Annotated in this window: 29 protein-coding genes; 15 read left to right on the top strand and 14 right to left on the bottom strand. The window is 63.8% G+C overall.

The genetic code is table 11. From position 1 onward, the window contains the following. Positions 1–25: 25 nt before the first annotated feature. The 3 genes from ACSC1P_RS09620 to ACSC1P_RS09610 all read right to left on the bottom strand — a co-directional run bounded on the left by ACSC1P_RS09620 (position 26) and on the right by ACSC1P_RS09610 (position 3,346). Complete coding sequence (locus ACSC1P_RS09620; protein WP_435359929.1) at positions 26–1,084, bottom strand: class I SAM-dependent methyltransferase; 1,059 nt, start codon at positions 1,082–1,084, stop codon at positions 26–28. Then, the gene (locus ACSC1P_RS09615; protein ID WP_435359928.1) at positions 1,077–2,186 is read right to left on the bottom strand and encodes a 60S ribosomal export protein NMD3; all 1,110 of its coding nucleotides are present in this window, start codon (positions 2,184–2,186) and stop codon (positions 1,077–1,079) included. The genes ACSC1P_RS09620 and ACSC1P_RS09615 overlap by 8 nt, the downstream gene beginning before the upstream one ends. 698 nt (positions 2,187–2,884) lie before the next feature. Next, entirely contained in the window at positions 2,885–3,346 is a 462-nt protein-coding gene (locus tag ACSC1P_RS09610) for a hypothetical protein (RefSeq protein WP_435359927.1), read from the bottom strand. A 126-nt stretch (positions 3,347–3,472) separates the two neighbouring features. On the opposite strand from ACSC1P_RS09610, the gene htpX reads away from it, so the two are divergent. The 5 genes from htpX (at position 3,473) to ACSC1P_RS09585 (ending at position 7,621) form a co-directional block, all read left to right on the top strand. Further along, positions 3,473–4,345: a zinc metalloprotease HtpX gene (gene htpX, locus ACSC1P_RS09605; RefSeq protein ID WP_435359926.1), complete on the top strand. Its 873-nt coding sequence runs from the start codon at positions 3,473–3,475 to the stop codon at positions 4,343–4,345. A gap of 25 nt (positions 4,346–4,370) precedes the next feature. After that, entirely contained in the window at positions 4,371–4,829 is a 459-nt protein-coding gene (locus tag ACSC1P_RS09600; RefSeq protein ID WP_435359925.1) for a hypothetical protein, read from the top strand. Positions 4,830–4,854: 25 nt separating this feature from the next. Continuing rightward, the gene (gene pspAB / locus ACSC1P_RS09595) at positions 4,855–5,463 is read left to right on the top strand and encodes a PspA-associated protein PspAB (protein WP_435359924.1); all 609 of its coding nucleotides are present in this window, start codon (positions 4,855–4,857) and stop codon (positions 5,461–5,463) included. A 158-nt stretch (positions 5,464–5,621) separates the two neighbouring features. Further along, entirely contained in the window at positions 5,622–6,713 is a 1,092-nt protein-coding gene (locus ACSC1P_RS09590; protein WP_435359923.1) for an ABC transporter permease, read from the top strand. 110 nt (positions 6,714–6,823) lie between these two features. Further along, on the top strand, positions 6,824–7,621 hold the full coding sequence (locus ACSC1P_RS09585; RefSeq protein WP_435359922.1) for a DNA polymerase beta superfamily protein: 798 nt from the start codon (positions 6,824–6,826) through the stop codon (positions 7,619–7,621). A 34-nt stretch (positions 7,622–7,655) separates the two neighbouring features. Here ACSC1P_RS09585 and ACSC1P_RS09580 read toward each other — a convergent pair whose 3' ends face one another. Further along, positions 7,656–7,886, bottom strand: coding sequence for a DUF7561 family protein (locus ACSC1P_RS09580; RefSeq protein ID WP_435359921.1), 231 nt, complete (start codon positions 7,884–7,886; stop codon positions 7,656–7,658). Between the two features lie 25 nt (positions 7,887–7,911). After that, positions 7,912–8,055, bottom strand: a complete 144-nt coding sequence (locus ACSC1P_RS09575) for a hypothetical protein (RefSeq protein ID WP_435359920.1) — start codon at positions 8,053–8,055, stop codon at positions 7,912–7,914. Between the two features lie 478 nt (positions 8,056–8,533). On the opposite strand from ACSC1P_RS09575, the gene ACSC1P_RS09570 reads away from it, so the two are divergent. The 4 genes from ACSC1P_RS09570 to ACSC1P_RS09555 all read left to right on the top strand — a co-directional run bounded on the left by ACSC1P_RS09570 (position 8,534) and on the right by ACSC1P_RS09555 (position 12,155). Then, on the top strand, positions 8,534–9,238 hold the full coding sequence (locus ACSC1P_RS09570; RefSeq protein WP_435359919.1) for a hypothetical protein: 705 nt from the start codon (positions 8,534–8,536) through the stop codon (positions 9,236–9,238). A 73-nt stretch (positions 9,239–9,311) separates the two neighbouring features. After that, positions 9,312–10,196, top strand: coding sequence for a YkgJ family cysteine cluster protein (locus ACSC1P_RS09565; protein WP_435359918.1), 885 nt, complete (start codon positions 9,312–9,314; stop codon positions 10,194–10,196). A gap of 337 nt (positions 10,197–10,533) precedes the next feature. Next, entirely contained in the window at positions 10,534–11,457 is a 924-nt protein-coding gene (locus ACSC1P_RS09560) for an NAD(P)H-binding protein (protein ID WP_435359917.1), read from the top strand. Continuing rightward, a complete protein-coding gene (locus tag ACSC1P_RS09555; protein WP_435359916.1) occupies positions 11,454–12,155 on the top strand; it encodes a DUF7530 family protein in 702 nt (233 codons plus the stop codon). The genes ACSC1P_RS09560 and ACSC1P_RS09555 overlap by 4 nt, the downstream gene beginning before the upstream one ends. 10 nt (positions 12,156–12,165) lie before the next feature. On the opposite strand, the gene ACSC1P_RS09550 is transcribed toward ACSC1P_RS09555, so the two are convergent. Further along, positions 12,166–12,339: a DUF5786 family protein gene (locus ACSC1P_RS09550; protein WP_435360271.1), complete on the bottom strand. Its 174-nt coding sequence runs from the start codon at positions 12,337–12,339 to the stop codon at positions 12,166–12,168. 251 nt (positions 12,340–12,590) lie between these two features. On the opposite strand from ACSC1P_RS09550, the gene ACSC1P_RS09545 reads away from it, so the two are divergent. Then, on the top strand, positions 12,591–13,598 hold the full coding sequence (locus ACSC1P_RS09545) for a DUF5784 family protein (RefSeq protein ID WP_435359915.1): 1,008 nt from the start codon (positions 12,591–12,593) through the stop codon (positions 13,596–13,598). Between the two features lie 124 nt (positions 13,599–13,722). On the opposite strand, the gene ACSC1P_RS09540 is transcribed toward ACSC1P_RS09545, so the two are convergent. Then, complete coding sequence (locus ACSC1P_RS09540; protein ID WP_435359914.1) at positions 13,723–14,013, bottom strand: DUF5789 family protein; 291 nt, start codon at positions 14,011–14,013, stop codon at positions 13,723–13,725. 135 nt (positions 14,014–14,148) lie between these two features. Here ACSC1P_RS09540 and ACSC1P_RS09535 point away from each other — a divergent pair, with 135 nt between their 5' ends. Together ACSC1P_RS09535 and ACSC1P_RS09530 are read left to right on the top strand one after the other, a co-directional pair. Beyond that, positions 14,149–14,928 (top strand): PHP domain-containing protein, encoded by a 780-nt coding sequence (locus ACSC1P_RS09535; protein WP_435359913.1) that lies wholly within the window; start codon positions 14,149–14,151, stop codon positions 14,926–14,928. A 37-nt stretch (positions 14,929–14,965) separates the two neighbouring features. Continuing rightward, positions 14,966–15,127: a DUF6757 family protein gene (locus ACSC1P_RS09530; protein ID WP_435359912.1), complete on the top strand. Its 162-nt coding sequence runs from the start codon at positions 14,966–14,968 to the stop codon at positions 15,125–15,127. A 51-nt stretch (positions 15,128–15,178) separates the two neighbouring features. Here the strand turns inward: ACSC1P_RS09530 and ACSC1P_RS09525 are convergent, their stop codons facing one another. Both ACSC1P_RS09525 and ACSC1P_RS09520 read right to left on the bottom strand, forming a co-directional pair. Beyond that, entirely contained in the window at positions 15,179–15,832 is a 654-nt protein-coding gene (locus ACSC1P_RS09525; protein ID WP_435359911.1) for a DUF7827 domain-containing protein, read from the bottom strand. A 56-nt stretch (positions 15,833–15,888) separates the two neighbouring features. Further along, complete coding sequence (locus tag ACSC1P_RS09520; protein ID WP_435359910.1) at positions 15,889–16,212, bottom strand: 4Fe-4S dicluster domain-containing protein; 324 nt, start codon at positions 16,210–16,212, stop codon at positions 15,889–15,891. 365 nt (positions 16,213–16,577) lie between these two features. Between ACSC1P_RS09520 and ACSC1P_RS09515 the strand changes: the two genes are divergently transcribed. The 3 genes from ACSC1P_RS09515 (at position 16,578) to ACSC1P_RS09505 (ending at position 18,008) form a co-directional block, all read left to right on the top strand. After that, positions 16,578–17,045 carry a cupin domain-containing protein gene (locus ACSC1P_RS09515; protein ID WP_435359909.1) on the top strand — a complete coding sequence of 156 codons (468 nt, stop codon included), beginning with the start codon at positions 16,578–16,580 and terminating at the stop codon, positions 17,043–17,045. Between the two features lie 102 nt (positions 17,046–17,147). Next, on the top strand, positions 17,148–17,513 hold the full coding sequence (locus ACSC1P_RS09510; RefSeq protein ID WP_435359908.1) for a hypothetical protein: 366 nt from the start codon (positions 17,148–17,150) through the stop codon (positions 17,511–17,513). A gap of 81 nt (positions 17,514–17,594) precedes the next feature. Beyond that, positions 17,595–18,008 carry a universal stress protein gene (locus ACSC1P_RS09505; protein ID WP_435359907.1) on the top strand — a complete coding sequence of 138 codons (414 nt, stop codon included), beginning with the start codon at positions 17,595–17,597 and terminating at the stop codon, positions 18,006–18,008. Positions 18,009–18,072: 64 nt separating this feature from the next. Here ACSC1P_RS09505 and ACSC1P_RS09500 read toward each other — a convergent pair whose 3' ends face one another. Genes ACSC1P_RS09500 through ACSC1P_RS09480 form a run of 5 tightly spaced genes read right to left on the bottom strand, consistent with a single transcriptional unit; the run spans position 18,073 to position 24,069 of the window. Continuing rightward, on the bottom strand, positions 18,073–18,657 hold the full coding sequence (locus ACSC1P_RS09500; RefSeq protein WP_435359906.1) for a DUF7529 family protein: 585 nt from the start codon (positions 18,655–18,657) through the stop codon (positions 18,073–18,075). A gap of 53 nt (positions 18,658–18,710) precedes the next feature. Beyond that, on the bottom strand, positions 18,711–19,232 hold the full coding sequence (locus ACSC1P_RS09495) for a DUF7555 family protein (RefSeq protein WP_435359905.1): 522 nt from the start codon (positions 19,230–19,232) through the stop codon (positions 18,711–18,713). A 6-nt stretch (positions 19,233–19,238) separates the two neighbouring features. Beyond that, positions 19,239–20,900 carry an ABC transporter ATP-binding protein gene (locus ACSC1P_RS09490; protein ID WP_435359904.1) on the bottom strand — a complete coding sequence of 554 codons (1,662 nt, stop codon included), beginning with the start codon at positions 20,898–20,900 and terminating at the stop codon, positions 19,239–19,241. Continuing rightward, positions 20,897–22,285 (bottom strand): ABC transporter ATP-binding protein, encoded by a 1,389-nt coding sequence (locus tag ACSC1P_RS09485; RefSeq protein ID WP_435359903.1) that lies wholly within the window; start codon positions 22,283–22,285, stop codon positions 20,897–20,899. The genes ACSC1P_RS09490 and ACSC1P_RS09485 overlap by 4 nt, the downstream gene beginning before the upstream one ends. Further along, positions 22,282–24,069 carry an ABC transporter permease gene (locus ACSC1P_RS09480; RefSeq protein ID WP_435359902.1) on the bottom strand — a complete coding sequence of 596 codons (1,788 nt, stop codon included), beginning with the start codon at positions 24,067–24,069 and terminating at the stop codon, positions 22,282–22,284. The genes ACSC1P_RS09485 and ACSC1P_RS09480 overlap by 4 nt, the downstream gene beginning before the upstream one ends. Position 24,070 lies beyond the last annotated feature (1 nt).

The raw sequence follows: 24,070 nt of genomic DNA, 5'->3' as shown, positions 1-24,070 counted from the left end.
ACTGGTCTACCGGGCCGTTGGCCGACTACTCGACTCGCGCGTCGACGACGACGTGCCAGACACCTTCGCTGTGGCTCTTGACGCGGCGTCTGTCGAGTACTTCGACCGAGCGACCAGCCTCTTCGGCGGCCTCGCGTAACCGCGACACTGGCCGGTCCCACAGCAAGTCCTCCGGCGTCGTCGCGTGGAAGTGGACGACGCCACCGGGTTCCAGCGCGTCGAGCGCCGAGTCGAGGAACTCGTTGGCGTCGTAGTAGCCCATCACGACCCGGTCGGCGGTCGCCTCGACTTCGCGGCAGTCGCCGAAGACGAGTTCCACGTTCTCCAGCACGCCGTTCGTGCTGGCGTTCTCCCCGAGGTAGCGGAACGATTCGGGGTTCTTCTCGACGGCCGTGACCTGTGCCCCGGCGCGAGCCATCGGGAGCGTGAAGTAGCCGATGCCGGCGAACATGTCGAGGACGCGTTCGTCCTCTTCGACGACCTCGCCCATTCTGGCGCGCTCGGCCTGGTTCCCGGGCGAGAACATGACCTTCGAAAGGTCCAGCGAGTACCGGGTTCCATGTTCGGTGTGCACTGTTTCAGTGTCGCCCAGTCCCGCGACGACGCGGGTTTCGGGCTGGCGGAGTTCGCCAGAGACACCCTCGTGCGCGCAGACGGTGTCAGCCTCGCCGTGGAGTTCGAGCAGTGCCTCGCCGATGTCTCGCTCTTGCTCGTCGGTCCAGTCGTCGAACGAGACCAAAACCACGGTGCCGACGACTGCCCACGACGCGGGTGCGTCGGCCGCCTCACTGTCGGTCCAGCCGCGCTCTCGAAGAAGCGTTTCGAGGTCCGGGGCGCGCGGTTCGGGGTCGGTCTGGCGAACCACGTCCAGCACGTCGGTCGATTTCGGACCCTCCGTCACCGGGAGTGCGACCGTCTCAGCGCCGTACTCGCGAACCCGCCGCGAGTCGTCGTACACACCTTCGTCGCGGAGGCTGGCGATGGCGACTTCGGCGGACGGTTTGGCGACGATTGCCGCGAGGTCGGTGGCGTCCGCCCCTGCCTCTGTTTCCGCAGCCGCGATTTCCGATGGCTCCTCACTCATCGGGCAGGATGTGCAGCCCGGCGCGACTCTTCAGCACCGGCACGGTCTCACTGTCGGGGTCGAAGTACTCCGGCCGGGCGATGGTCTTCGCCTCGAACGTCTCCGGGTCGAGTATCTGCACGGCGTGGTCGTCCTCGACGGTGACGACCGTCGCTTCGACGCCGTCGTCCAGCGAACCGACCTTTCTGGCCGGTGGCGAGTCGCCTTCCTCGTAACTGGCCTCGTAGCGTTCGCCCGTCGTGATTCGCACGCCTTTCAAGTTCCCGTGGGAACTGCGGACGAGGATTGGGCCGTCTGTATCGTCGTCGTCGGACAGTTCGATGACGTCGCCCGGGATGTACGGCGGGAGCCGAACCGCGTACGTGACGCGGTACACTTCGTTCCCGTCTTCGTCTTCGGTGACGAGCGTCTCGTGGTCCTCCCACGACCCGCCGAACTCCTCGATGACCTTGTTGGAGATCTTCTTCCCGATGTTGTTGGTCGATACCTTGATGTCCAGGCCGTCTTTCTCCTCGCCCATCTCCGTGATGAAGGCGTGACGGTCGCCCGTCGCCTCCATGTCGGCGACGATTTTGTTCGCGATCTCCTCGGAACGCTCGATTTCCTCGCTCGTCGGCTGGCGGTCCTCGGCGCGGACCTGCACGATGGAGGCGTAGTAGTCGCCCGAGATACGTCCACAGCGGGTACAGGTCTGTCTGGAGATGAGGACGGGGACCGTGACTTCGGCCTCGCGGAACTGGCCGCGGACGATGCCCGTGAAGTGGCAGTGCATCCGGATGTTGTTCTGGTCGACCTGCTCGGGGTCGACCTCCCAGCCCATCTCTTCGACGTCGACGTGGACTGCCAGTGCCTCGGCCACCTCGTCGATGGCCACGTCGGTGTAGTCTTTCGCACCCACGTCGACCCACCGGTTGCCGCGGTGGACCGCCCCGCAGGTCGCACACACCATCACCTCGATTCGGTCGGGGGCGTCGACGAGTTCGAACTGCTCGAAGTAGCAGTCGTCACACACCCCCACGTCTGACTTGCCCAGCGGGTCGCTCGTGGCGGCGTCGGACATGGAGTCGCCACAGCGTGGACAGAACGTGCGCTGGTCGCTCATTTGACGGGTGTTCGCCGTTCAGGGGTAAAAGGAACGCGGGTCTGTGGTCGTCGTCGAGGTTGGCGGATGGTGGCCGAATTGTGGCGTGGCGCGCGCTTGCGAGCGTGGCGAAGCCCGCGAGCAGATATCGCGCGAGGGATGAGCATCGCAGGCCGAAGGCCGAGACGCGCAATCGGATGGGGAGGGTGTGGCTGCGGTCATCTTTGACCGGCATTCGTGAACTGCTGGTCCGCTCGCTCTCTCGATGGCGTTGAGGTTTCTCTGAGCGAAGTGGTGGAAGACAGAGACTGCTTATGCACCAGAATCGAGCGGGGTCTTCCCCTCCCGGTAATAGACAAACCAATATGCAACAGGCCAACAGATTACGAGAGCCGCGATACTCAACGGAGCCGTTGAAATCACGTCAGGTGGGAGAAAGAGCGAGCCACTACCAGCGATAACAGCGAATACAGCAACGGCGACGAGTATGAGTTTGACCCAATCCTTCATACAAAACTCTACTCTGGATGGCTAATAGTCTTTTTCAGGGAACCGTCATAACGGTGGACACGGCCTCTGAGTCTGGCAATTCGACGACCGCAATCACCATCGAGGCTCAGTTGGCAGACTGAGGCACTGAGTCTCTCACCTGAATTTACGAGTGTCTGCTAACTGGGGCCTGACGACACGACGACCACCGCAGAAGAACACCCCGAGCCTCACGCCCCAACGAACAACTGCGCACTCACCAGTGCCCCGACGACGCCCGCGAACACGGTCGCCCACGGCCCGAACGCCATCGACACGAGCAGCGCCGTCACGGTGCCGATGAGGTACATGTCGAACCACGGCGGTTCGCCGTCGGTAATCTGCGTCTGGTAGGCGTCGGGTGACCCCGTCGGCTGGTACATCACGCCGTCGCTGACCTGCGGATTGTGGGTCTGTTGCAGCCGATAGAGCCGGTACACCAGGAACGCCGTGAACCCGGCGATGGTCAGGCCCAGAATCGTCCCGAGGAACACCCCGGCGAAGAACTCGCCGGCGGCGGCGCTGATGGTGACGACGGCGGCCGTGATGACGGGCGGGCCGAGGACGACCGTGATACCGCTCACGGTCCCGACGATGCAGGCCGTCATGAGCGTGAATCCGGTCGCAATCAGCGGCGACTCGCCAGTCGACATCTCTCTCACCATCTGGCAGCGGGTGGCTAAAGTGCTTCGGCTATTGACATCTACGCCGACGCCCGCGTGCGGCGTGGTCGCACTCATGGCGACGTGTTTTAGTCCACTTGGTACCTCTCTGATACCATGGAATGGAAAGCGGACAGGGGCCTCCAGTTCCGGATGCTCCTCACGATGTTCCTCCTCGCGGGGTTGTACATCGTGTTCATCGCCGCGCTCAGTCTCTACTCTGGTCGCTTGTGGCTCATCGCGATGGCGTTCGGACTGTTTAGCCTCGGTCAGTTCTTCTTCAGCGACAAGATTACGCTGTGGAGTATGGGCGCGCGAGAGGTCTCGGAGGAGGAGTATCCGCGACTGCACGCGACGGTCCAGCGACTGTCCCAGCAGGCGGACATCCCGAAGCCGAAGATCGCCGTCGTCGACTCGCGCAACCCGAACGCGTTCGCGACGGGGCGGTCGCAGAAACACGCCGCCGTCGCGGTGACGACGGGCATCATGAACACGCTCTCCGACGAGGAGTTAGAGGGCGTCCTCGCGCACGAACTGGCGCACATCAAGAACCGCGACGTGATGGTCATGACTATCGCGTCGTTCCTCTCGACCATCGCGTTCCTCGTCGTGCGCTGGGGCGCGTGGTTCGGTGGCGGGCGCAACCGGAACAACGGTGGCGTCTTCGTCGCCATCGGCGTCTCGCTCGTCGTCTGGATACTGTCGTACCTGCTCATCCGGGCGCTCTCACGCTACCGCGAGTTCGCGGCCGACCGCGGCGGGGCCATCATCACGGGCAAGCCCGCGGCGCTGGCGTCGGCGCTCCAGACCATCTCGGGCGAGATGCACAAGGTCCCGAAAGAGGACATTCGCGAGCAGGCGGAGATGAACGCGTTCTTCATCATCCCCATCTCGGGGAGCGCCATCACCAAACTGTTCAGCACGCACCCCTCGACCGAGAAGCGCATCGAGCGCCTCATGCAGATGGAACGAGAGATGGGGCGCTTCTGATGACGGACGGGAACACGGGGCGACGATGAACCGTCGCACGGCCGCCGCACTCGCGCTGGCTATCGGCCTCTTGCTGGCAGCCCACCCGTTCTACCTCGACGTGAAGCCGGGGGAGACGAAGGTGTACCTCCACTTCGACCCCGCAGACGGACAGTACGACGAGGAGCGAATCGTGAACTTCACCGACCTTCCCGAGCCGTCGAAGGAGGCAGCGCGGACCGCCCGCACTGACGGCGAGGCAGGGTTGTGGATAGACGCGGATTCGGAGACTATCGAACCACTGGCGACCCACGACTACGTTCGGTGGGACGGGCAGTTGTACCGCTCTCGCGTCGAGATTCGTGAGGGGCTGGTCGACCGCGTCGACACGGTCGTCTCGCCGCTCGTCTCGCTCGTCGGTGTCCTCCTCGCGCTCATCGGTGTCCGTACCTTCTGGGACGACGTGTCGACCGGACCGGACACGGCCCCGAAAGGCCGGGATTAAGACACCGCCGTTCCACGTCTCGGATATGGGGCTGCTGGATTCACTGCGAGAGGTTCTCGGCCTACGAGCCGAGGCCGACGCCGCCCGCGACGCCGACCCGGACGACCTGTTCGGGATGAGCACGGCCTACATCACGATGGAAGCCGAACTCGGGTTCGCGTCGACCGGCGACGGGGCACTCTGTTTCTCCTCGGTCGACAGCACCGACTTCGAAGATACGGTTCGTGAGGTCGAGGACATCCTCGCGGCAGGGGCCGACGAGACCGGTACCGACTTCGAAATCGCCGAGGACGACCACGGCTATCACTGGGTCGTCCTCCACGACGACGACCCGGAGGACCTCATCACGAGCCTGCACTTCGCCGCCGACACGTTCATCGAGCGCGACTACGGCTCGCGCCTGCTCAACGCCTTTTTCGCGTTCGAGAAGGGCGACCGACTCGCGTACTGGGTGTACTCGTTCCGCCGCGGGGCGTACTACCCGTTCGCGCCCAAACGCGGCGAGAAAGACCGCGACAGCGGGACCGAGTTCAAACTGGAGAGCAACTTAGATGGCGAACTCGACGTGGAGAAAGAGAAGGACTACTGGTATCCGATGTACCCGAGCAAGACGGGCAAACACCCCTGGGAGTGAACCGGTCGCTCTCAGCGACGGGCGACTGCCAGTGACAGGCCGACGAAACTGCCACCCACAGGTCGAGTCATAGACCCAAGTACGCGTGTGAGTTACCGGCGTACTTTTATCAGCACAGTCGCACTGTATGGGACGACACACATGCTGGGGGTGCTTCGATGAGTCGGTGGAACTACTTCGCGCGGCGGCTACTGCTGATGATTCCCGTCGTCTGGTTCGGGGTGACCGTAACCTTCCTCGTCCTCAGACTAGGGCCACTCGACCCGGTCGCGGCCATTCTCGGCCCGAACGTCCCGCCGTCGATGTACGCGAAGGTCGAAGCACAGCTCGGGCTCACGAAGCCCCTGTGGGAACAGTATCTGCAGTACATGCTCAACCTCGTCACGCTCGACTTCGGGAACTCCTACGTCGTGAAAGACGGGACGTCGGCGATGCTCCTCATCGTCGAACACACACCCCGAACCATCTGGCTCGGCTTCTGGTCGGTCCTCTTGCCTCTGTTCCTCGGGATTCCGCTCGGCTTCTACGCCGGGTTGAACCCGAACACGTTCAGCGACTACTTCGCTTCCTTCGGGGGCATCCTCTGGCGTGCCATGCCGAACTTCTGGCTCGGCGTCATCCTCTTGTCCGTCCTCAGTCAGTCCCAGCAGGTCTCGTCGTTGCTCACCTTCGGCCTCGTCGAGTTCGATTGGCAGAACTTCGTCGTCCGGACGAAAGTCGTCACCCCACCGCCCCTCGACTTCTACCAGTACGACGGCGCGTTCCCGGTGGCCCTCGGCGGCGTGACGCTGTTCTCGCTCCCGTTCGGCTTCGACGTGGACACGTTCATCGCTGCGACGAAGATGGTCCTCCCGCCGGCGCTCGTGATGGGGTCGGCGTCGATGGGCAACGAGATGCGCCTCGGCCGGACTGCAGTCCTCGAAACGATCAACTCGAAGTACGTCGACACCGCCCGGATGAAAGGCCTGTCGCGCCGCAAAATCGTGTGGAAGCACGTGTTCCGTAACGCGCTGATTCCGCTGGTGCCCATCATCCTGAACGAGGCGTTCTTGCTCATCGGTGGCTCCGTCATCATGGAGACCATCTTCGGCATCAACGGACTCGGTTACCTGTTCTTCCAGGCGGCCGTGCAGGGCGACATGCCGCTGGTCGGCTCGCTGATGTACATCTTCATCCTCATCATCGTGTTCATGAACATCCTGCAAGACTTCATGTACACCGTCATCGACCCACGCGTCGGGTACGAGTGACTGGTCTGTCTGGGTGACCGGGCAGCCGTCTTCCTTCGTGTCCACTGCCTCCTGTTCACTGGCAACACACCGCACCAAGAGTTACGTCACGACACGCGACAGTTCGGGGCATGTCCGGCCCCGACTACGACGAAGACCACGTTCGCTCGCTGGTCGATGCGGTCCTCGCCGCCGACCCGGCCGACCTGCGGCCCGGGTTCTACGCGGTCGTCGGCAGCCACTGCCACGGATTCGCCGACGCCGACAGCGACGTCGACGTTCGCGGGATGCATCTGGCCGACGGGACACGGTACATGCTGCTCGACGAACCGGCCGAGCGACTGGTCGTGAATCAGGGGACGCCGACCCACGGCTTCGAGGAGTGGGCAGGCGTCGACTGCACCAGCCACGAGTGCAAGGCGTGGGTTGCAGCGCTCGCCACCACGAACTTCGACCCGGTCGAGACCCTGCTGTGCGGTGAGGTCGTCGTGAACGAACTTCCAGACGAAATCGACGCCCTGCGAGCTATCGTCCGCGACGCGCTCCCGCTCGAACTGCCACACTCGTACTACGGACTAGCGAAGCGGACGTACGAACGCCACCTCGTCCCCGGCCAGGAGGGGTACGACCCGACGCCGAAGCGGTACCTGTACGCGCTCCGGCCGCTGCTCGGGGCACACTACGTGGTCGAAGGGGAGGACGTCCTCGCGGACGTATCGGCGCTCTCGCGGGCGGTTCTGGGCGACGACGACCTCGTGTCCGAACTCGTCGTGCGGAAGCGGGCCGGCGAGTCGCTCGACGACCACCTCGCAGCACGCGCAGACCGACAGGTCGAGGGCCTGTTCGAGACGCTCACGTTCACGGACGCATCGAGTACGCAGTTCCACCGTGACCTCGACGACTGGCTTCGGCGCGTTCGCGGTATCTAAGGGAGTTTCGTCGAGGATGCTGGTGGCGGTGTCGTTACTGTCGGTCGTCTTGGCCGTCCGCGAGCGCGGCCACGTCGGCGGCCGTCGGGTCGTCCGGTAGTCTGTCGATACAGTCGAAACAGAGGAAGTGTTCGGAGCCGTCGCTGTCGAACTCCAGCGTCATGCCGCCAGCGCCCTCCGTGTCGCTGCTGAACGTCCAGAGGTCACTGATGCCACCGCTGATTCGGACGGGTGTCCCACACCCGTCGCAAGGGTCCTTGCTCACGCCCGTCCCGAGGCGTCGCGCCCGGTTAGTCCTTCTGTCCCGCCCGTCGCACCATCCACGCGAGGACGACAGCCAGTACGTACAGATAGCCCACGAACAGCATCGACACCGTCATCGCCGTCTGTTCGACGACCGGCAGCACTTGCTCGAACAGGCCCCACCCTGCCATGAGCAAATCCGCCGGTAGCTGTAGTACTTGCACCGTCGTCAATCGCGCCAGGCCCACTAAGGACAGAAGTAGCGCGAAACTGACCACCGCTTCCCTGTTGAACAAGGGAGCCACCATCCGGGGTCGTGTCGCTACCATGTGACCTCGTTATTGGACATCTACGTAATACCTTCGGTGAAATCGGTAGTTCTATTGACTATTACTTAAATAATCGAAATCGACCGTGCGACACCCGTCAGACGACCGTCACGCGGCGGTTCGAAATCTTGGTCTCGAAATTGGGGTGCCGCGCTGGCGCGACGAGCACGACGTGGCAAGTAGCAAACTGTACAGAACGGTTCGGTGCTCGCTGTAGCGTGGTGGACTGTTTCATTGTTCCGCCCACAGGTTCTACTATCGCTGGCCTCGTCCGACTGACCAGTCGCCGATGAAACCGAACTTCGATTTCGTCTCTATGCGCACGGACCTCTACCCGAGTATGTGGGTATTCGAACTTCCTGCGGAATCGACATCCATCTCCGAGGAACCGTCCGAACTTGTCGACGTGTGCGAACGACTGTTTGAGCCTATCGACGGCTTTCTCACGCCCGGAGTCGCTGAGTTCTCGGTGCGGGTCTATCCACAGAACTATCCTGTGGAAGACATCGTCGAACTGAAACACGATACCAGCCGTGTGTGTCGGCAAGCGGTAGCCGTCGAACGCCGAATTGTGGCGCTTACGAACGCACTCGAATCGGTCGAGGTGAACGACACGGAGCACCGGTTCGTCGGGACCATTACGCTCCCTCTACCAGAGACGAAGTTCATCCTCACTGGGGGTGAGTACTGGATAGGTCCGGGCCACGAACGCCAGTGTGCCAACAGGTCGGGACACGAGCCAAGCGGGCCGACTTCACATCCCCCGGTCGAGATTGAGGTGTCTTTTGGGAAGCGCCCAGACGCCGAACGCGCTCGAACAGACCCGAAAACGATCTTCCGGCTCTGGATTCGGACGGAAACCGACCTGTGGTTCGAAGACACGAAAATCGGCGCGAAGAACCGGCGAAACCTCGCGGCGTGGCTCGACGCCATCGAATCCGAGTTCGACCTCGTCGACGCGGACTTCTTCAGCGAACTGCTCAACAAATCCGACCTCCACGACCGGCCACACCTTCGGTCACTCGCACCACCCGAGTTCGAGTAGTACCCGGCCTGTCTCTCGGCCCGCTACGCTTCATGGCCCACTGTTTTGCCACTCCCGCGTGTAGTTCGAAGCCATGCAGGTGAACTGCGAGGGCTGTGCGGGCTGTTGCATCGACTGGCGTCCCATCTCGGACCAGCCAGCCTCGCACGACCACGAGCGCCGTGGTCCCCACCGGCCCATCGACGACACCTACAACCTCGTCCCGCTCACCCGCGGGAAGGTCCGCGCGTTCTGCGACGCCGGTTTCGGCGACGTACTGGTGCCGCGGCTCTGGTTCGCCCCCGAAGACGAAGGCGTCGAAATCGACGGTCACCACGTCGCCGCCGTCGGCGAGAAACCCGCCTTCTTCGTCGGCCTGCGAAAGCCGCCGAAACCGCTCGCACCGTTCGGTATCGACGGCGAACGCTGGCTCCGGGGGTGCGTCTTCCTCGACCCGACGACGCTCCAGTGTCGCATCCACGACACCGACCTCTACCCCCAGGAGTGCGCGGAGTACCCCGGTCACAACCTCTTGCTCGACCGCGAGACCGAGTGCGAGCGCGTCGAGGCAGAGTACGAGGGCGAGCGACTCGTCGACGACACGCCGCCCGAGGGCGTCTCGGGGCTCTTGCTCGGGCCGCAGGCCGTCGGCGAGAAGGTGTTCGTTCACCCCGAACCAGACGCGCTCTCGGGCGTGGTCGAACGCGCGGTCACTCGGGGCCTGACCCGCGCGGACTGTACGGAACTCGTGGCGACTGCGGCGGCGTCGGCCCCGGGCACGACCGAGCGCAGCGAATCACACTACGAGCGCTATCGCGAACTGATCCTCGACGCCGAGTCGTGGGCTGGCGCGGTCATCGACGACTGGGAATCGCAGGCTGGGGAACTCGGGAGTCACGCGCCCGATTCGGTGTGCGCTGAGTCGGTCGAGGAGGACCGTGGTGCGCCCGAAACGCCCGGCTGGGACACTATCGACTGAATAACCGGAGTTTGTACTCGCTGGTTCTGTGGTTGAGTTCAGTTGTTGACTGTTCGGTAGTTGCTGCCGGCAGAAGTTTCGAGAAACAGTTCACGAATCACGACGGCACATGACCGCCACCGCACAGCACCGCACCTCGTCCTCCCCAACCTCCTCGTTTCGCTCGGTTTCCTCGCTCCACTCGTCCCTCGCGCGGCTACGCCTCGCGGCTTCGCGCGCAAGGCGCGAAGCACGCTCACCAGCGCGCGCCATGCCGGTTGTCGGGGTGCACGTCGCCAGCGGAAATCCGGCACTAGTCGGGGCCATCGTTATAGCGTATCGTGGTCTCTGGTAACACATGCGAGTTCTCGTCACTGGGGCGACCGGTTTCGTCGGGGGCAACCTCGTCCCGGCGCTCGTCGATGCCGGCCACGAGGTAGTCGCGCTCGTCCGCGATGCGAGTCGGTACGAGGGTCCCGACGAGGCCGAAGTCGTCGTCGGAGACCTGCTCGACTACGAGTCGCTCCCACCCGCGTTCGAGGGGTGTGACGCGGCATACTACCTCGTCCACTCGATGCACTCCGGCCCCGACTTCGAAGAGCGTGACCGGCTCGCGGCGCGCCACTTCGAGGAGGCCGCCTCGGCGGCGGGGGTCTCCCGAGTCATCTACCTCGGAGGTCTCGGTGAGGAGCGCGACCAACTGTCCGAGCATCTGCGGTCGCGTCGCGAAGTCGAACACGTCCTCGCGGGCGGCGACTACGACTTGACTATCCTGCGGGCAGCCATCATCGTCGGGCCTGGCAGCGCCAGTTTCGAGATGATTCGCCAACTCGTCGAGAAGCTCCCCGTGATGGTGACGCCGCGCTGGGTGCGCACGCCCTGTCAGCCAATCGCCATCGACGACGTGGTCGCCTACCTCGTCGGTGTCCTCGACGCGCCCGAGACGACCGGTAAGACGTACGAAATCGGTGGCCCGGACGTGCTGACCTATCAGGAGATGCTGCAGACGACGGCGCGGGTGATGCACCAGCGTCTTCGGGTCGTCCCGGTCCCGGTCCTCTCGCCCGAACTCTCGTCGTACTGGGTCACCATCGTCACGAGCGTCCCGAAGAGCGTGGCCCGCCCGCTCATCGAAGGGTTGCGGAATCCGGTCGTCTGTTCGGACGACCGCATCACCGAGGTCGTCCCGGTCGAGCTGACGCCGTTCGAGACGGCGGTCGAGCACGCGGTCGCCGCAGAAGCGGCAGCTTCGAGTCCCCAACCCACGGAGGTTCGTCGATGAGCGAGGAGTTCGGCGAGACGTGGGTGTACGAGAGCATCGTCGGGGCGTTACCGGGGGTCGATATCACCGAGCGAACCGCCGTCGCCATCCAGATCGCCGTCTTCGAGGTCGCAGTCGTCGCGCTGGCGTGGTACTACGACCTCTGGGACGCAGTGTGGCCAGGCACTGCAGCCGTCGTCGTCGCGGCGGTCGGAAGCGTCCTGATGCTCCGTCTCGGTGACGGGATTCGAGGGCTGCCAGCACCCGAGAACTATCGACGACTGCTGTTCGGCTCTGGCGTCGAGGTCGTCCTCGGTGTCCTCGCGTTCATCGCGCTCATAACGCACCTGTTCGTCTTCGACCTGGAGCGTGCGTCGAGTCCCATCCTGACGGACCTCTTCGGCGCGGAGCCACCGGTGCTGGCGATGTACTTGATGCTGCTCATCCTGTGGGACGTAGCCTACCGTATCGGTACAGGGTGGTGGGCAGCCGTCACCGCCATCTGGCGGGCGTGGGTGTACGACTTCCCGCCCGAGACGGCCCGGGCGTTCGCCAAGACGGACCTGCTCAACCTCGGCTTCGCCGTGGTTCAGCTGGTGCTCGTCCCGTTCGTCTGGCACCGGCCAGTGCTGGCCGCAGTGCTCATCGCGCACGTCGTGGCCGTCACATGTGCGACGGCGCTGTCCGTAGGATTGAGTCTGCGAGGGTCCTCGCAGTAGCCGCCAGCCGTCAGTCGTCTTTTATTTTCTTGAACTGGTCGAGCAACGCTTCCGCCGAGTCACCGGAGTCGTATTCTACCTTCCCGTGATAGAGGGTTCGCTCGTCGTCGAAGTCCGCGTCCACCTGCGCGGCCTTCCGTTCGCGTCGCTCGTGTTCGTCGTCGTCATAGGCACCCATTGACATGCTATCCATCACCACAATTGGAGTTGGTGTACATCAATGTATCGGTGGTTTTTGCCGTCTTCTGTCGTTTGTGGTGTGATTTACCGAATCGTTGGGTACTGGCGGCTCTGTCCGGTGATAAATTGTAGGTTCGGAACCTAATTGTACAAACCAGTGCACGGTTGATTATCGAAGTCAGGGGGCCTCTATCGGATGTGCGACGCCGCCGCCGACCCGAAGGGGGTTTACCACTGGCCTGCAGTATCGTTGCTGTGGCACGACCCCTCCGATTCCGTCGCTCGCCCGAACGGTGGAACGACCAACGTATCCGCCAGCAACTGCTCTCGTCGCTCGACGAGAATATCGGGGCTGAGATGGGCAGCCCGCACTATCAGCCACCGAACGGATGGGAGGCGGTCCGGTTCGACATGGACAACGGCGACGTCGCGCTCTTTTGCTGGACCGACGACGAGGCGTACTGGCTCGGTAACACCGAGACGCCGAGTTCCCTCTGGCGGACCGACAAACACGACTGGGAGGCGATGCCGTACTCGGTGTCTCGCTGGGCGCAGCGTGAACTGCTTGCCGACCTGCTGGAGGAGGCCCCCTGGCTCGCCGAGTATCCGCACATCGCGTGGTACTTCCTCCCCGTGCTGATGTCGAAAGACGGCCGGGAGAGTACCCGTGAGTTCCTCTACGACTACGCCTGTGGCTTCCCCGACGCCAACCCCGGCGCGGCGCTTTCGTACCTCGAAGCCGTCCTCCGTCCCGGGACACTCGACGACTACCGTCACGAGATGGCGGGCAAACTCGGCACGTCGGAGTACGTCGACGAGACCCGGATGAGTTCGGCAATCTCGGAGTTCGTCGCGGCCAAACTGCTCGCCGACGCTGGCTATGGCGTCACGCCCGAAATCGAGGTGAAGACGGGTCACTTCCTCGACTACCGGGCGACCCGTCCCGACGGGACGAGCACCCTCGTCGAGGTCACCCGCCCGCGGCCGCCGTCACGCCGTAGCGCGGACTCGCCCGTCGCGGCGGTCCGTGACACCGCACAGGTGAAGACGCAGGGACAGCTGTCGGCGCACGCCGGCGGTGTCGTCCTGTTCGTCGACTGTTCGAGCTTCCTCGACGACCAGTGGCACACCGTCAGGGACGAGCAACCGGACGTCCGGCACAGGCCGGCGGTCGTCTACCGTGTGCGCCCCCACGGCTACGTCGAGGGGTACACGAAGGGTGACGTGCCGCTGGACTTAGACAGCGTCATCAATTGGGTCTGAGCGACGATCTGTCGGGCTGAGTGACGCCCTGCACGAGGAAGTCCTGCTGCCTTGCTACGTTCGAACTGCCAGAGCCACAGCTATCGTGTAACAGTCGGCCGGAAAACGGTCTCCCGTGCAGTGCTCAGAACGAGACGGTATCGGGGGCGTACCGACTCCCGGTCGGCGTCGGGTCGCGGTCCGTGTACCCCTTTCGACCGATTGCGCGCTCCGAGACGCCGCCGTACAGCGTGAATCGCACGTCTTCTGCCGTCTCGAAGGTCTCGTCGTTCTGGAGGCGGTCGAGTACCTGCTCGACGGTCTCTGTGCCCTCACAGAGTTCGAGTTTTGCGTCGCCGAGTTCTGCGCGGAGTTCGTCGGTCGTCATCGGGTAGCTCGCGGATTCGATGCGGTCGCCCGTTCCGTTACGGAACATACCAGAAACTGCGTGAACGATAATGATAAACGTAGCCCATAATCACCTTGGTGCTCTACCCAACACCTTTGATTAATTAATCGTGATAAATCATGCAGTCGACGCCGTTTCGTCACCCCCCACGAAACGGCCTGTATGGTGTACGCAGACCTCCACGTCCACACGACGAACTCGGACGGCGAGATGACGCTCGACGAGGTGCCACAGGCGGCCAACCGGGCAGGTGTTTCGGTCGTGGCCATCACCGACCACGACCGGACGAACCCCGAACTGGCCGCACCGGTCACTGAACGCGACGGTATCACCGTCATCCACGGCATCGAACTCCGCGTCGACACGGGCGACATGCGCGTCGACGTTCTCGGCTACGGCGTTCGCGAGACCGACGAACTCACCGCGCTGACCGAACGCATCCAGACGAACCGCAAGCAGCGCGGCCAGGCAATCATCGACGCGGTCGAGGACCGCCTCGGCGTCGACCTCGGCCTCGAAGCCCGCGAAGGCCTCGGTCGCCCGCACATCGCCCGGGCCGTCGCCGACCACCCGGACACCGACTACGACTACACCGAGACGTTCGACGAACTCATCGGCAACGACGGCCCGTGCTTCGTCGCACGCGACGTACCTTCGTTCGAGACCGGCGTCGAGGTTCTCCGTTCGGCCTGCGGACTCGTCTCGCTCGCGCACCCGCTTCGCTATCCCGACCCAGCAGCCGCGCTCTCGCTCTGTGCCGACTTGCCGGCCGTCGAGCGCTACTACGACTACGGGCGCGAGGTCGACACCTCGCCCGTCGCCGCCGCCGTCGCCGAGTACGACCTGCTCGAAACGGGCGGCAGCGACGCGCACGACGACCGACTCGGACTCGCTGGCCTGACGGCCGAGCAGTACGAGCCAGTCCGTGCAGCCATCCGCTAACGTAGTCTTAAACTCCTTGGAGGCCCAAGGGATACGCATGAAGTGCCACTACTGCGACCACGAGGCCGCCTTCGCCGCCGAGAGCGACGGCCTGCGGGTCGGGCTGTGTGAAGAGCATTTTCGCGAGCGACTCGAAGAACTCGCAGACGCTGACGAACTGAAACAGCTCAAAGAACGAGTGGACGTGGACCGGACGTAAGCCGGCCGCAGTAGTCCCCAGTAGTCGGTTGACCCGACTCGTTTCTACCGATTAGTTCTCTCGCACGGCCAGCAGTGCCGCCGCGACGAGTGCTACGAGGGCGACGCCGACACCGAAGCCGGGCGAACCGCCACTGTCGCCGCCGTCGTCACCGCCGCTCTCGTCGGCGGTCGTCGTGGTCGTGTCAACGCCCTCGTCCGTTGGCTGCGTCGTCGTCTCTGGCGGGTCGCTCGTCGTGGCGGGCGTCGTCGTGGTCGTGTTCGCCTCCATGATGGAGAGCGTCGCCACGTCGGTCTCGGTGCCGTTCACGGACGCGCTGAGCTGGTACTCGCCAGCGTCGATGCGGTCGCCGAGCGTCTCGTTGCTGGCCGAGACCAGGGTGTCGTTCCCGGCCACTTCGACGGCATTCTTCGGCGCGCTGATGCCGAGACGCTGGGCGTAGACGGTCATCTCGACCGTCCCGTCACTGGTGTTGTCCATGACGGTCACGTTCATCTGGTAGCCGGCGTCTTCCGAACCGAGCGTGACCGTGCCGGTCTCGGAGTCGTTCAACTGGAGCGTCATCGTGACGCTCTCGTCGCTGTTCGTCTCGTAGACGTCCTTATCGAACGTCATGCCTGGTGCCATCGCTGCTGCGGGAATCGCAGCGACGGCGACCAGAACTGCTGCGAGCACTGCTGCTCGCTGGAGGGCAGGTAGTCGCATGTGCACCTGTCAGATTCCCACTGATAGGGTAAAACTCTTGTGTCGAAATTGATGTGTCAGGCCGACCGGCTGCCGTCCACGTCGATGGCGTCGACCGGGCAGACGTCGACGCAAAGCATGCAGTCGATGCACTGCGCTTCGCGTGCGGGGTCGGCCTTGATTTCACTCTCGGGGTGGCCGGGCGTGTCGACCCACTCGAACACGTCGACCGGGCAGTCTTCGAGGCAGGCACCGTCGGCCAGACAGATGTCGAAGTCGACGGCGACGTGCGTGCCGTGAATACCGAGCTTGTCTGGTTCTTCGACGGGCCCCCAGACGCTGTGGCCCTCGTGGTCGTCGACGACTTCACGGTTCTCGTGGAAGTTCGGGTCTATCGCCATACGTGGTACTTCCGTGTACGGGTCGATAAAGCACCCGGCCTGTTGTGGCGAATCGACGGACAGTGGTGGCTTGCGGCTTCGGTTCCCCTCGGTTGTTTGGTTCTCGTCGGTTGTTCGGTTCGAGAAGCAACTCACGACTGCCGACAGTACATGACCGCACCTGCACAGCACCGCATCCACAGCCTCCCCATCCGACTCCTCACTCACCTCACTCCGTTCGGCTCACTCGTCATCCCTCGCGCGTCCTCGCGGTCGTTCCGAGGCAACTGCGTCGCCTCTCTCACTACACGCTCGTCTACGCGCGCCAAACGGTGTTCGGCTGGTCGTCGCCCGGCTTTTTGCCCACCCCGTGCGTCGGTTGCGCCATGAAGAAGGTCACAGTCGACGACGTGAACTCGCGCATGGGACCGGCCGCGGTCAAGCGCCCGCTGACCGACGCACTCGGTGCGACCGACCTCGCGCTCAACTACTTCGAACTCGCGCCCGGCGATAGCCTCGGCTTCGGCTACCACAGCCACGGCGCACAGGAAGAGGTGTTCTACGTCCAGACCGGCACCGTGACGTTCGAGACCGAAGACGGCGATGTGACCGTCGAGGCGGGCGAAGTCGTCCGGTTCGGACCCGGCGAGTCACAGCTCGGCACCAACGAGGGCGACGAGCGCGTGACCCTCCTCGCTATCGGCGCACCGCAGGAAGCCGGCGAGTTGCACATGGTTCGTGCGTGTTCCGAGTGCGGCGAGCGTACGCCACAGGACATCGCACTCACGGACGAGCGCGACGCCGTCGTGACGACCTGTGTCGAGTGTGGGACGGAGACGGGCCGGTTTACCTGAACTCGTCCCTCACCAAATCTTCTGTCTCGACGGGGTGAAACGCCTAAAATGGATATTTTAGCTTGGCGCGCTTTTACCTCCCTATCGTGCGTCTCACCGAGTATGCAGCCCACCGCCTCCACCGACGACCCCACACAGGTCGCGCTCTCGTTCCTCACGGCGATGACGGTCTCACTCGGCATCGCCCTCGGCTACGTGCTCGCGTGGCAACACGTGGGCGTCTCCGGCTTCCCTGCCGGCGCACAAGTGACGCTCAGTCTCCTCGGTGGCCTCACCGTCGTCCAACTGCTTCGCGCGTTCCTCTTGCCCGACCTGCGCCGTCGTCTCGCCGCCGTCGGCGTCGTTCCGGCTCTCGCTGCCGTCGTCAGTTCGAACGCTGTCGACCCCGCGCTCCCGCTGTTGCTCGTGGGAGTCGCTGTGGCCGCGCTGTTGCTCCACTACGACCTCGGTCGCCAGTTCCGCGCCTGAACGACCGACCTGCCGCTCGCTCGCGTCGTCGCCCTGTCAGACCGCCGCCCTCGTTATCTCCTCTCGTTGCCTACTTGGTGTATGTACCGTCGTATCCTCGTCCCGACCGACGGCAGCGAGGGCGCTGAACGGGCGGCCGAGTACGCACTCGACCTCGCCGGACGCTATGGCTCTGACGTCCACGGCCTGTTCGTCGTCGACACCAGCGTCTACGACGAACCGGCGCTCTCCAGTACCGAACTCGTCATCGACGACCTCGAAGACTGGGGCGCAGGGCTACTCAACGACCTGTCGAGGCGTTCCGCCGAGCGCGACCTGGACTACGAGAGTCGACTCTGTCACGGACTGCCGCACGACGAGATTCTCACCTACGCCGACGCCGTCGACGCCGACCTCATCGTGATGGGCTATCAGGGCCAGACGCATCGGACGCACATCGGCAGCGTCGCCGACCGCGTCGTCAGGTTGGGCGACCGCCCAGTCTTGACCGTCTGAGTGTCGCTACTCGTCGACACTGACTCACTCGGTTCTGCCACGACAGAAACGAAAAACGACTCTCTCAGTTCTGCTCGACGTCGCCCGGCCCCGGCACCTCGGGCGTCCAGTCGTCGATACGCTCTGCGTGCGGGACGAACTTCTCGTGGGAATCGTGCTTGAACACGCCCAGGATGTCACCCGAGAGCTTCTGCACGTACGTGTAGAACTCGCCTGCCTCTTCGGCGGAGTGGACCATCCCAGCGGCGTGGCGCAGTTCGTACTGACCGGCGACGAAGATCGCCGTCTCCGAATCGGGGTCGATGTACTCGACGACGAGGAAGACGTTGCCGTCCATCTCGCGACGGTACACCTCGTACTGCGGGAACGCCTTCCCCTCGAAAGCGGCTGAGAAATCCTCGCCCATGTTCGACGGGGCGACGAAGACGAGGCCGAACCGGTTGTCGTCGTCGTCGCCGGAGTTCCGACCTCGCGGGGCGGTGTCTCCGGCCATCACTTTCGCAGTCTCCCAGCCGTCTGCTTCGCGAGCTTCGGCCATGGCGTCCATGTCTTCGAGCGCCTGTCCCCAGGCGGTCTTGAGGACTTCCGCGTTGTTCGCGATTCGGTCCGCGTAGCTGATGTCGTCCTCTGAATCAGGTACGTCTGGCATATATCCGCACACAAGACACGGAGTCTGATAAGGGTGTCTCCCTGCTGCTGACCTCAGAAGAGGGCGACGGCGGTGACTGCGGCGGCCGCACCGCGCGTTCCCGGCTGCGCGATACCGAAGACGAACTCCATCAGCATCGACAGCACGAGCATGAGGACCGACCCGAGTACCATCTTCGCGTGAACCGAGAAACGGTCATCGACCGCGAGCGGATACCACCGCAGCGGCGGCAGCCACGCCACGACTTTCTCCAGTCTCGTCTCTTTCCGGCCGCCGACGGTCGTCTCAGACCGCTTCTTCGTCCCCTCGTTTCCCGACGTGAACGTCCGTGACTCGTCGTCGCTGTGGTACGGCGCGTCCGGTCGTAACTGGAACGAAGCGTACGCCAGCAGTGCGAAGCCGAGCCAGAACAACACGTGTTTGGTCGTGTACAGACTCCCCCGTCCGGAGAGTTCGAGAAACGCAGACGGAATCGTGACGAGAGCGACCATCGCGACACCGTACACGACGGCATCGAGCGCCTTGCGGCCGAGCAGCCCGACACGGCTGCTGTCGTGCGATTGGTCGCCCATCATCGGTAGTTACTGAATCTCGCGGAACGCAGTCGCCGGTTCGTCGTACTCGTCCATGTGTCGGTGACAGAGACTGGTCCGCCCGTCCTCCGTCACGACGTGGTGTTCGGGCTGCTCTCGGTCACAGATGCTTCCGAACTGCTCGAACAGGTACTGTCGGGCCTTGTTCTCGTGACCCTTCTCGACGAGACTCGACGCCTCGCGGAGGTGTTCGGCGATTTCGCTCGGCACGTCCACGTCGCCGAACAGTTCGTCCGTGATATCCGTGATGTCGGAGAAGCGTGTGGCCTGCCCGAGGCGTTCTTTCGCCCAGTCCGTCAGCGAGCGGTCCGCACGCGTCCGTTCGCGGACGACTTCGCGGAAGATTTCGACGCGTTGCCAGACTTCGTCGTCGACGTGCTGGAACTCGTCGGGGCGAATCTTCACCGGACAGCGCGTGCTGAACGGACAGCCGACCGGCGGGTCACGCGGACTCGGCGGTGTCCCACGCAGCGTGATGCGGTCTTTCGTCGAGGTCGGGTCCGGCTCCGGAATCGCCGACAGCAGCGAGTGTGTGTACGGGTTCCCGGGGTTGTCGAACAGGCCGGCCGTCGGCCCGATCTCCATCATGTTTCCGAGGTACATCACGGCGACGCGGTCACAGATGTGCCGGACGACCGAGAGGTCGTGCGCGATGAACAGATAGGTCAGCCCGAACTCTTTCTGGAGGTCTTCGAGCAGGTTCAGAATCTTCGCCTGCACGGACACGTCCAGTGCCGACACCGGCTCGTCGAGGACGAGGAAGTCCGGTTCCAGTGCGAGCGACCGGGCGATACCGATACGTTGGCGCTGTCCACCGGAGAACTGGTGCGGGTACCGGTAGTAGTGTTCGGGACGCAGACCGACTGTCTCCAGCAGTTCACGGACACGCTGGCGTCGTTCCTGCGGCGTTCCTTCGCCGTGCACGTCGAGCGGCTCTCGGATGATCTCACCGACGGTCATCCGGTCGTTGAGGCTCGACTCGGGGTCCTGGAACACGATACCGAGCTGACGGCCACGGAGCTGCTTGAGCGCGCGGCCGGGGGCGGCCGTCACGTCGATGTAGCCCTCCTGGACGGAGTACTCCCCGCCACTGACCTGCCCCTGCTCGACGAAGACGAAGTTCTTCTCGTCGAAGAGGCCGAGCTGGGCACCGAAGCCCTGGTCGACGACGTCTTTGACCGTCAGGTTCGTCTGTGCGACGAAGTCTGCGGCGTCGATGTCGTTCGGCCCGACGTTCTCGTAGCCGGGTTGTCGCGTCAGCTTCTTCGGCGGGACACCTTCGGCGAACAGCTTGGTCACCAGCTGCGTCGCGTCGTTGTTCTCGTAAATCTCCGCCAGCATGACGGTTCGTCGACCGTACGTGTTCGCCATCCGCTCGACGACTTCCGTCTTCTGGAAGCGGCTTACACCGTCGGTCGCGTCTTCGAGCTGGACGAGCGTCCGGCCGAGCGTGGACTTCCCACACCCGGACTCGCCGACGAGACCGAGCGTCTCGCCTTTCATTATGTCGAAGGTGACACCGTCGACTGCTTTCACCGGCTGGTTGTTGATGAGCCCACCGCCCGGATAGTACGTCTTGAGATTCCGGATCTCGATCATGGGCTCTGACTGCTGGCTCTTCTGTACCTGCGACATCGCTTGCTTACTCATTCGTTACTCCCCCCTTTGGCCTTGTGAAGTTCGATTGCTTCTGTCTGCGGGGCGTCCTCCGGGTAGAGGAGACACGCCGCAGTGTGGTCTTTCGAGTGCTCGTTCACCGGGACCGATTCGGGATGGACGGCCTGGCACTCGTCGAAGGCCTCCGGACACCGAGGAGCGAACCGACAGTACGTCGGATCTTCGTTCGGCGTCGGCACGTCGCCTTCGATGGTGACGAGGCGGTCGCCCTGCTGGCGGCCCGGGATGGACGCGAGCAGCCCCTGCGTGTAGGGGTGCTTGGGCGTCCCGAACAGTTCTTCGACTGGTGCAGACTCGACGATCTCACCCGCGTACATCACGTTCACGCGGTCTGCAACGTCTGCGATGACACCCATGTCGTGGGTGATGAACATGATGGAGAGGCCGCGTTCGTCCTGCAACTCTTCGAGGAGTTCCAGAATCTGGGCCTGGATAGTCACGTCGAGTGCGGTCGTCGGCTCGTCACAGATGAGCAACTCGGGGTCACACGCCAGTGCCATCGCGATGACGGCACGCTGGCGCATCCCACCGGAGAACTGGTGGGGATACTCGTCGACACGGCGACGAGCGTCCGGGATGCCGACTGCTTCGAGCAGATCGACGGCTTCCTGTGTCGCTTCCGCGCCGCGGAGACCCTGGTGGAGGCTGAGTGCCTCCTTGATCTGGTTCCCGACGGTGTACACCGGGTTCAGCGAGGTGAGTGGGTCCTGGAACACCATGGCGATGTTGCCGCCACGGAGCCGGCGCAGACCGCGCTCGTCGGCGCGTGTCACGTCGACGTAGCCACGGTTCACGCGGATGTTACTCCCATCGGTCGAGCCGTCCTCGACGAAGATGTAGTCACTCTTCTTGACGAGGTTCAGGTCGTCTGCGTAGCCCGACGCGATGAGGTCGTCCCAGCCGACCGCACCGTCCGCGACCATCTGGGCCGGGTCGGCGCGCTCGGGCGGGAGGTTCGCGTACTTCTCGTGCTGCGTGAGCTCGGACGGACGGGCACCGTACTGGTCCATCGCGTCCTCGACGACCGTCGCGAGGTCGTGCTCTGCGTTCAGCTTCTGCAGGTCGACGGTCTTGCCTTTGTACGTGTTGGCGAACCGTTCGACCGTCTCGGGGTCGCGGAACTGGATGGAGCTCCCCTGCAGCGTCTTGCCGGGGTTCTCGACGAGTCCCATGATGGAGCGAGCCGTCACCGACTTGCCCGACCCGGACTCGCCGACGATGCCGACCGTCTCACCCTCGCGGATGTCGTAGCTGATGCCGTCGACGGCGCGGATGACCTCCTTGTCCGTGAAGAACGAAGTCTGGAGGTTCTTGATGCGGAGCATGGGCTCCTCGCGCTGTTTCTGGACCGACATCATCCACCACCTCCTGCGGCAGCGGCCTCGTCAGCACTGGCCCCGCCGGACTGTGGGTCGATGGCGTCACGAACGCCGTCACCGAACGCGTTGAAGCCGAGGACGACGAACGTCACCATGATACCCGGGATGGTCGAGATGTGCCACGACACGGTCGTCACGTGGCCACGACCGGCGTTGACTGCGCGGCCCCACTCGGGCGTCGGTGCGGTCACACCGAGACCGAGGAACGACAGTGCAGCGACACTGATGATGATGCCACCGAGCGTGAGCGAACCGTAGACGAGCAGGTAGCCCGCGACGTACGGGAGCATGTGTTTCTTCATGGTAGTCGTGGGACGCTGACCGTAGGACTTGGCCGCGTCGATCCACTCCTGTTCGGAGATCTGGAACGCCGGACCACGGATGGCGCGCCACAGCCCCGGCCAACCAGTGGCCGCGAAGATGAGCGCCAACAGCAGTCCGCCGTTGTAGACGTTCGATATCGGGTGGTCCCCGAAGACGACCGAGAGCAGGATGTAGATGACCAGCCCCGGTAACGCCTGAATCGAGTCACTGGTGATGACGACGAGCAGGTCAGCGAGACCCTTGTAGTACGCCGTCACCATCGCCAGAGCAGTCGCGATGAATCCACCGAGTAAGATGGAGACGAGGCCGATGAACAGCGACACACGGGCCCCGTCTGCCATGAACGTCGCCAGGTCTTTCCCTGTGGTCAAGGTCCCTAACGGATGGAATCTGCCGTATTCGTCGTAGCTCATCGGACCGACGTTGCGGTCCGGATTACCCTGCGAGACGCTGTCGATGTTGGCCGACCCGTGGCTGATCTCCGTGACCGTGCCGTCGTTGTTGTACTCGAACGAGTGGCTGTACGGGTCGTAGATGTTCTCTTGCGTCGTGACCGGGCCGAGCGCGGGTGCGAACAGCGCCAGCACGAAGAACATGAACACGATGACGAAGCCGAACTGCCCCCAGCGGTGGTCGCGGAGTCGGTCGACCATGTCGTCACGCGGCGTCCAGTCGGCGAAGCGGTAGTGCCGACGGAACGTCTTGTAGCCGAACCAGCACCACGCCAGCCACGCGAAGGCGTAGGCGTAGACCGCGATGACGCGGATTGCCCACGCGAACGCCGGTGCGAGTCCGAGGAAGGTACCGTGGTACGGACCGAGCAGTCCGGTCGGGTACTCGCCCGTGGCGCTGGCCGGCGGTTTGAAGCCAGCGTTCGGGATGAAATCACGCGAGAGGAGCGTCGGGAACAGGTTCGCGAGCGCCGTCGCGGCGTTCTCTGCGGTCTGTGCGACGCCGTGTATCATCTGTGCGATGGACGGTTCACCGATGAGCGGGAGCGCGGGCAACAGCATGCCGAGGGGCTCCCAGATGAGGATCGCCCAGATGACGATGAGACCGAGGGCGATGATGACTCGTTCCAGCAAGTCCACCGAGATGGGCAGATCCTGCAGGCCGAGTCGCTCGACGATGTTGAACGGGATGAAAATCGCCTTGACGAACACCGTGAGGATACCGAGGATGATGAGGCCCCCGATAGCAGACATCACGACGCCGCCAGCGGTTCCGAACGTGTCGAACATCGTGTCGACGTACCAGCCACCGATTTCGCCACTGCCGTTGACGATCGGGTTGATCTGGTCACCGAAGAGTACGAGCGTCTTCATGAACGCACCGAACTCGAAGGCGAGCAGTACGAGTGCACCAGCGAGCCAGATGAGGGCAGGCTCGGGATGTGCGAGGATTCGTTCGCGTAGTGTCGCGTTCTCTTGTTGACTCATG

Origin of the sequence: Haloarchaeobius caseinilyticus (genome assembly GCF_051207395.1) — an archaeon.
Classification (GTDB): domain Archaea; phylum Halobacteriota; class Halobacteria; order Halobacteriales; family Natrialbaceae; genus Haloarchaeobius.
This window is presented reverse-complemented; position numbering and strand designations above follow the sequence as displayed.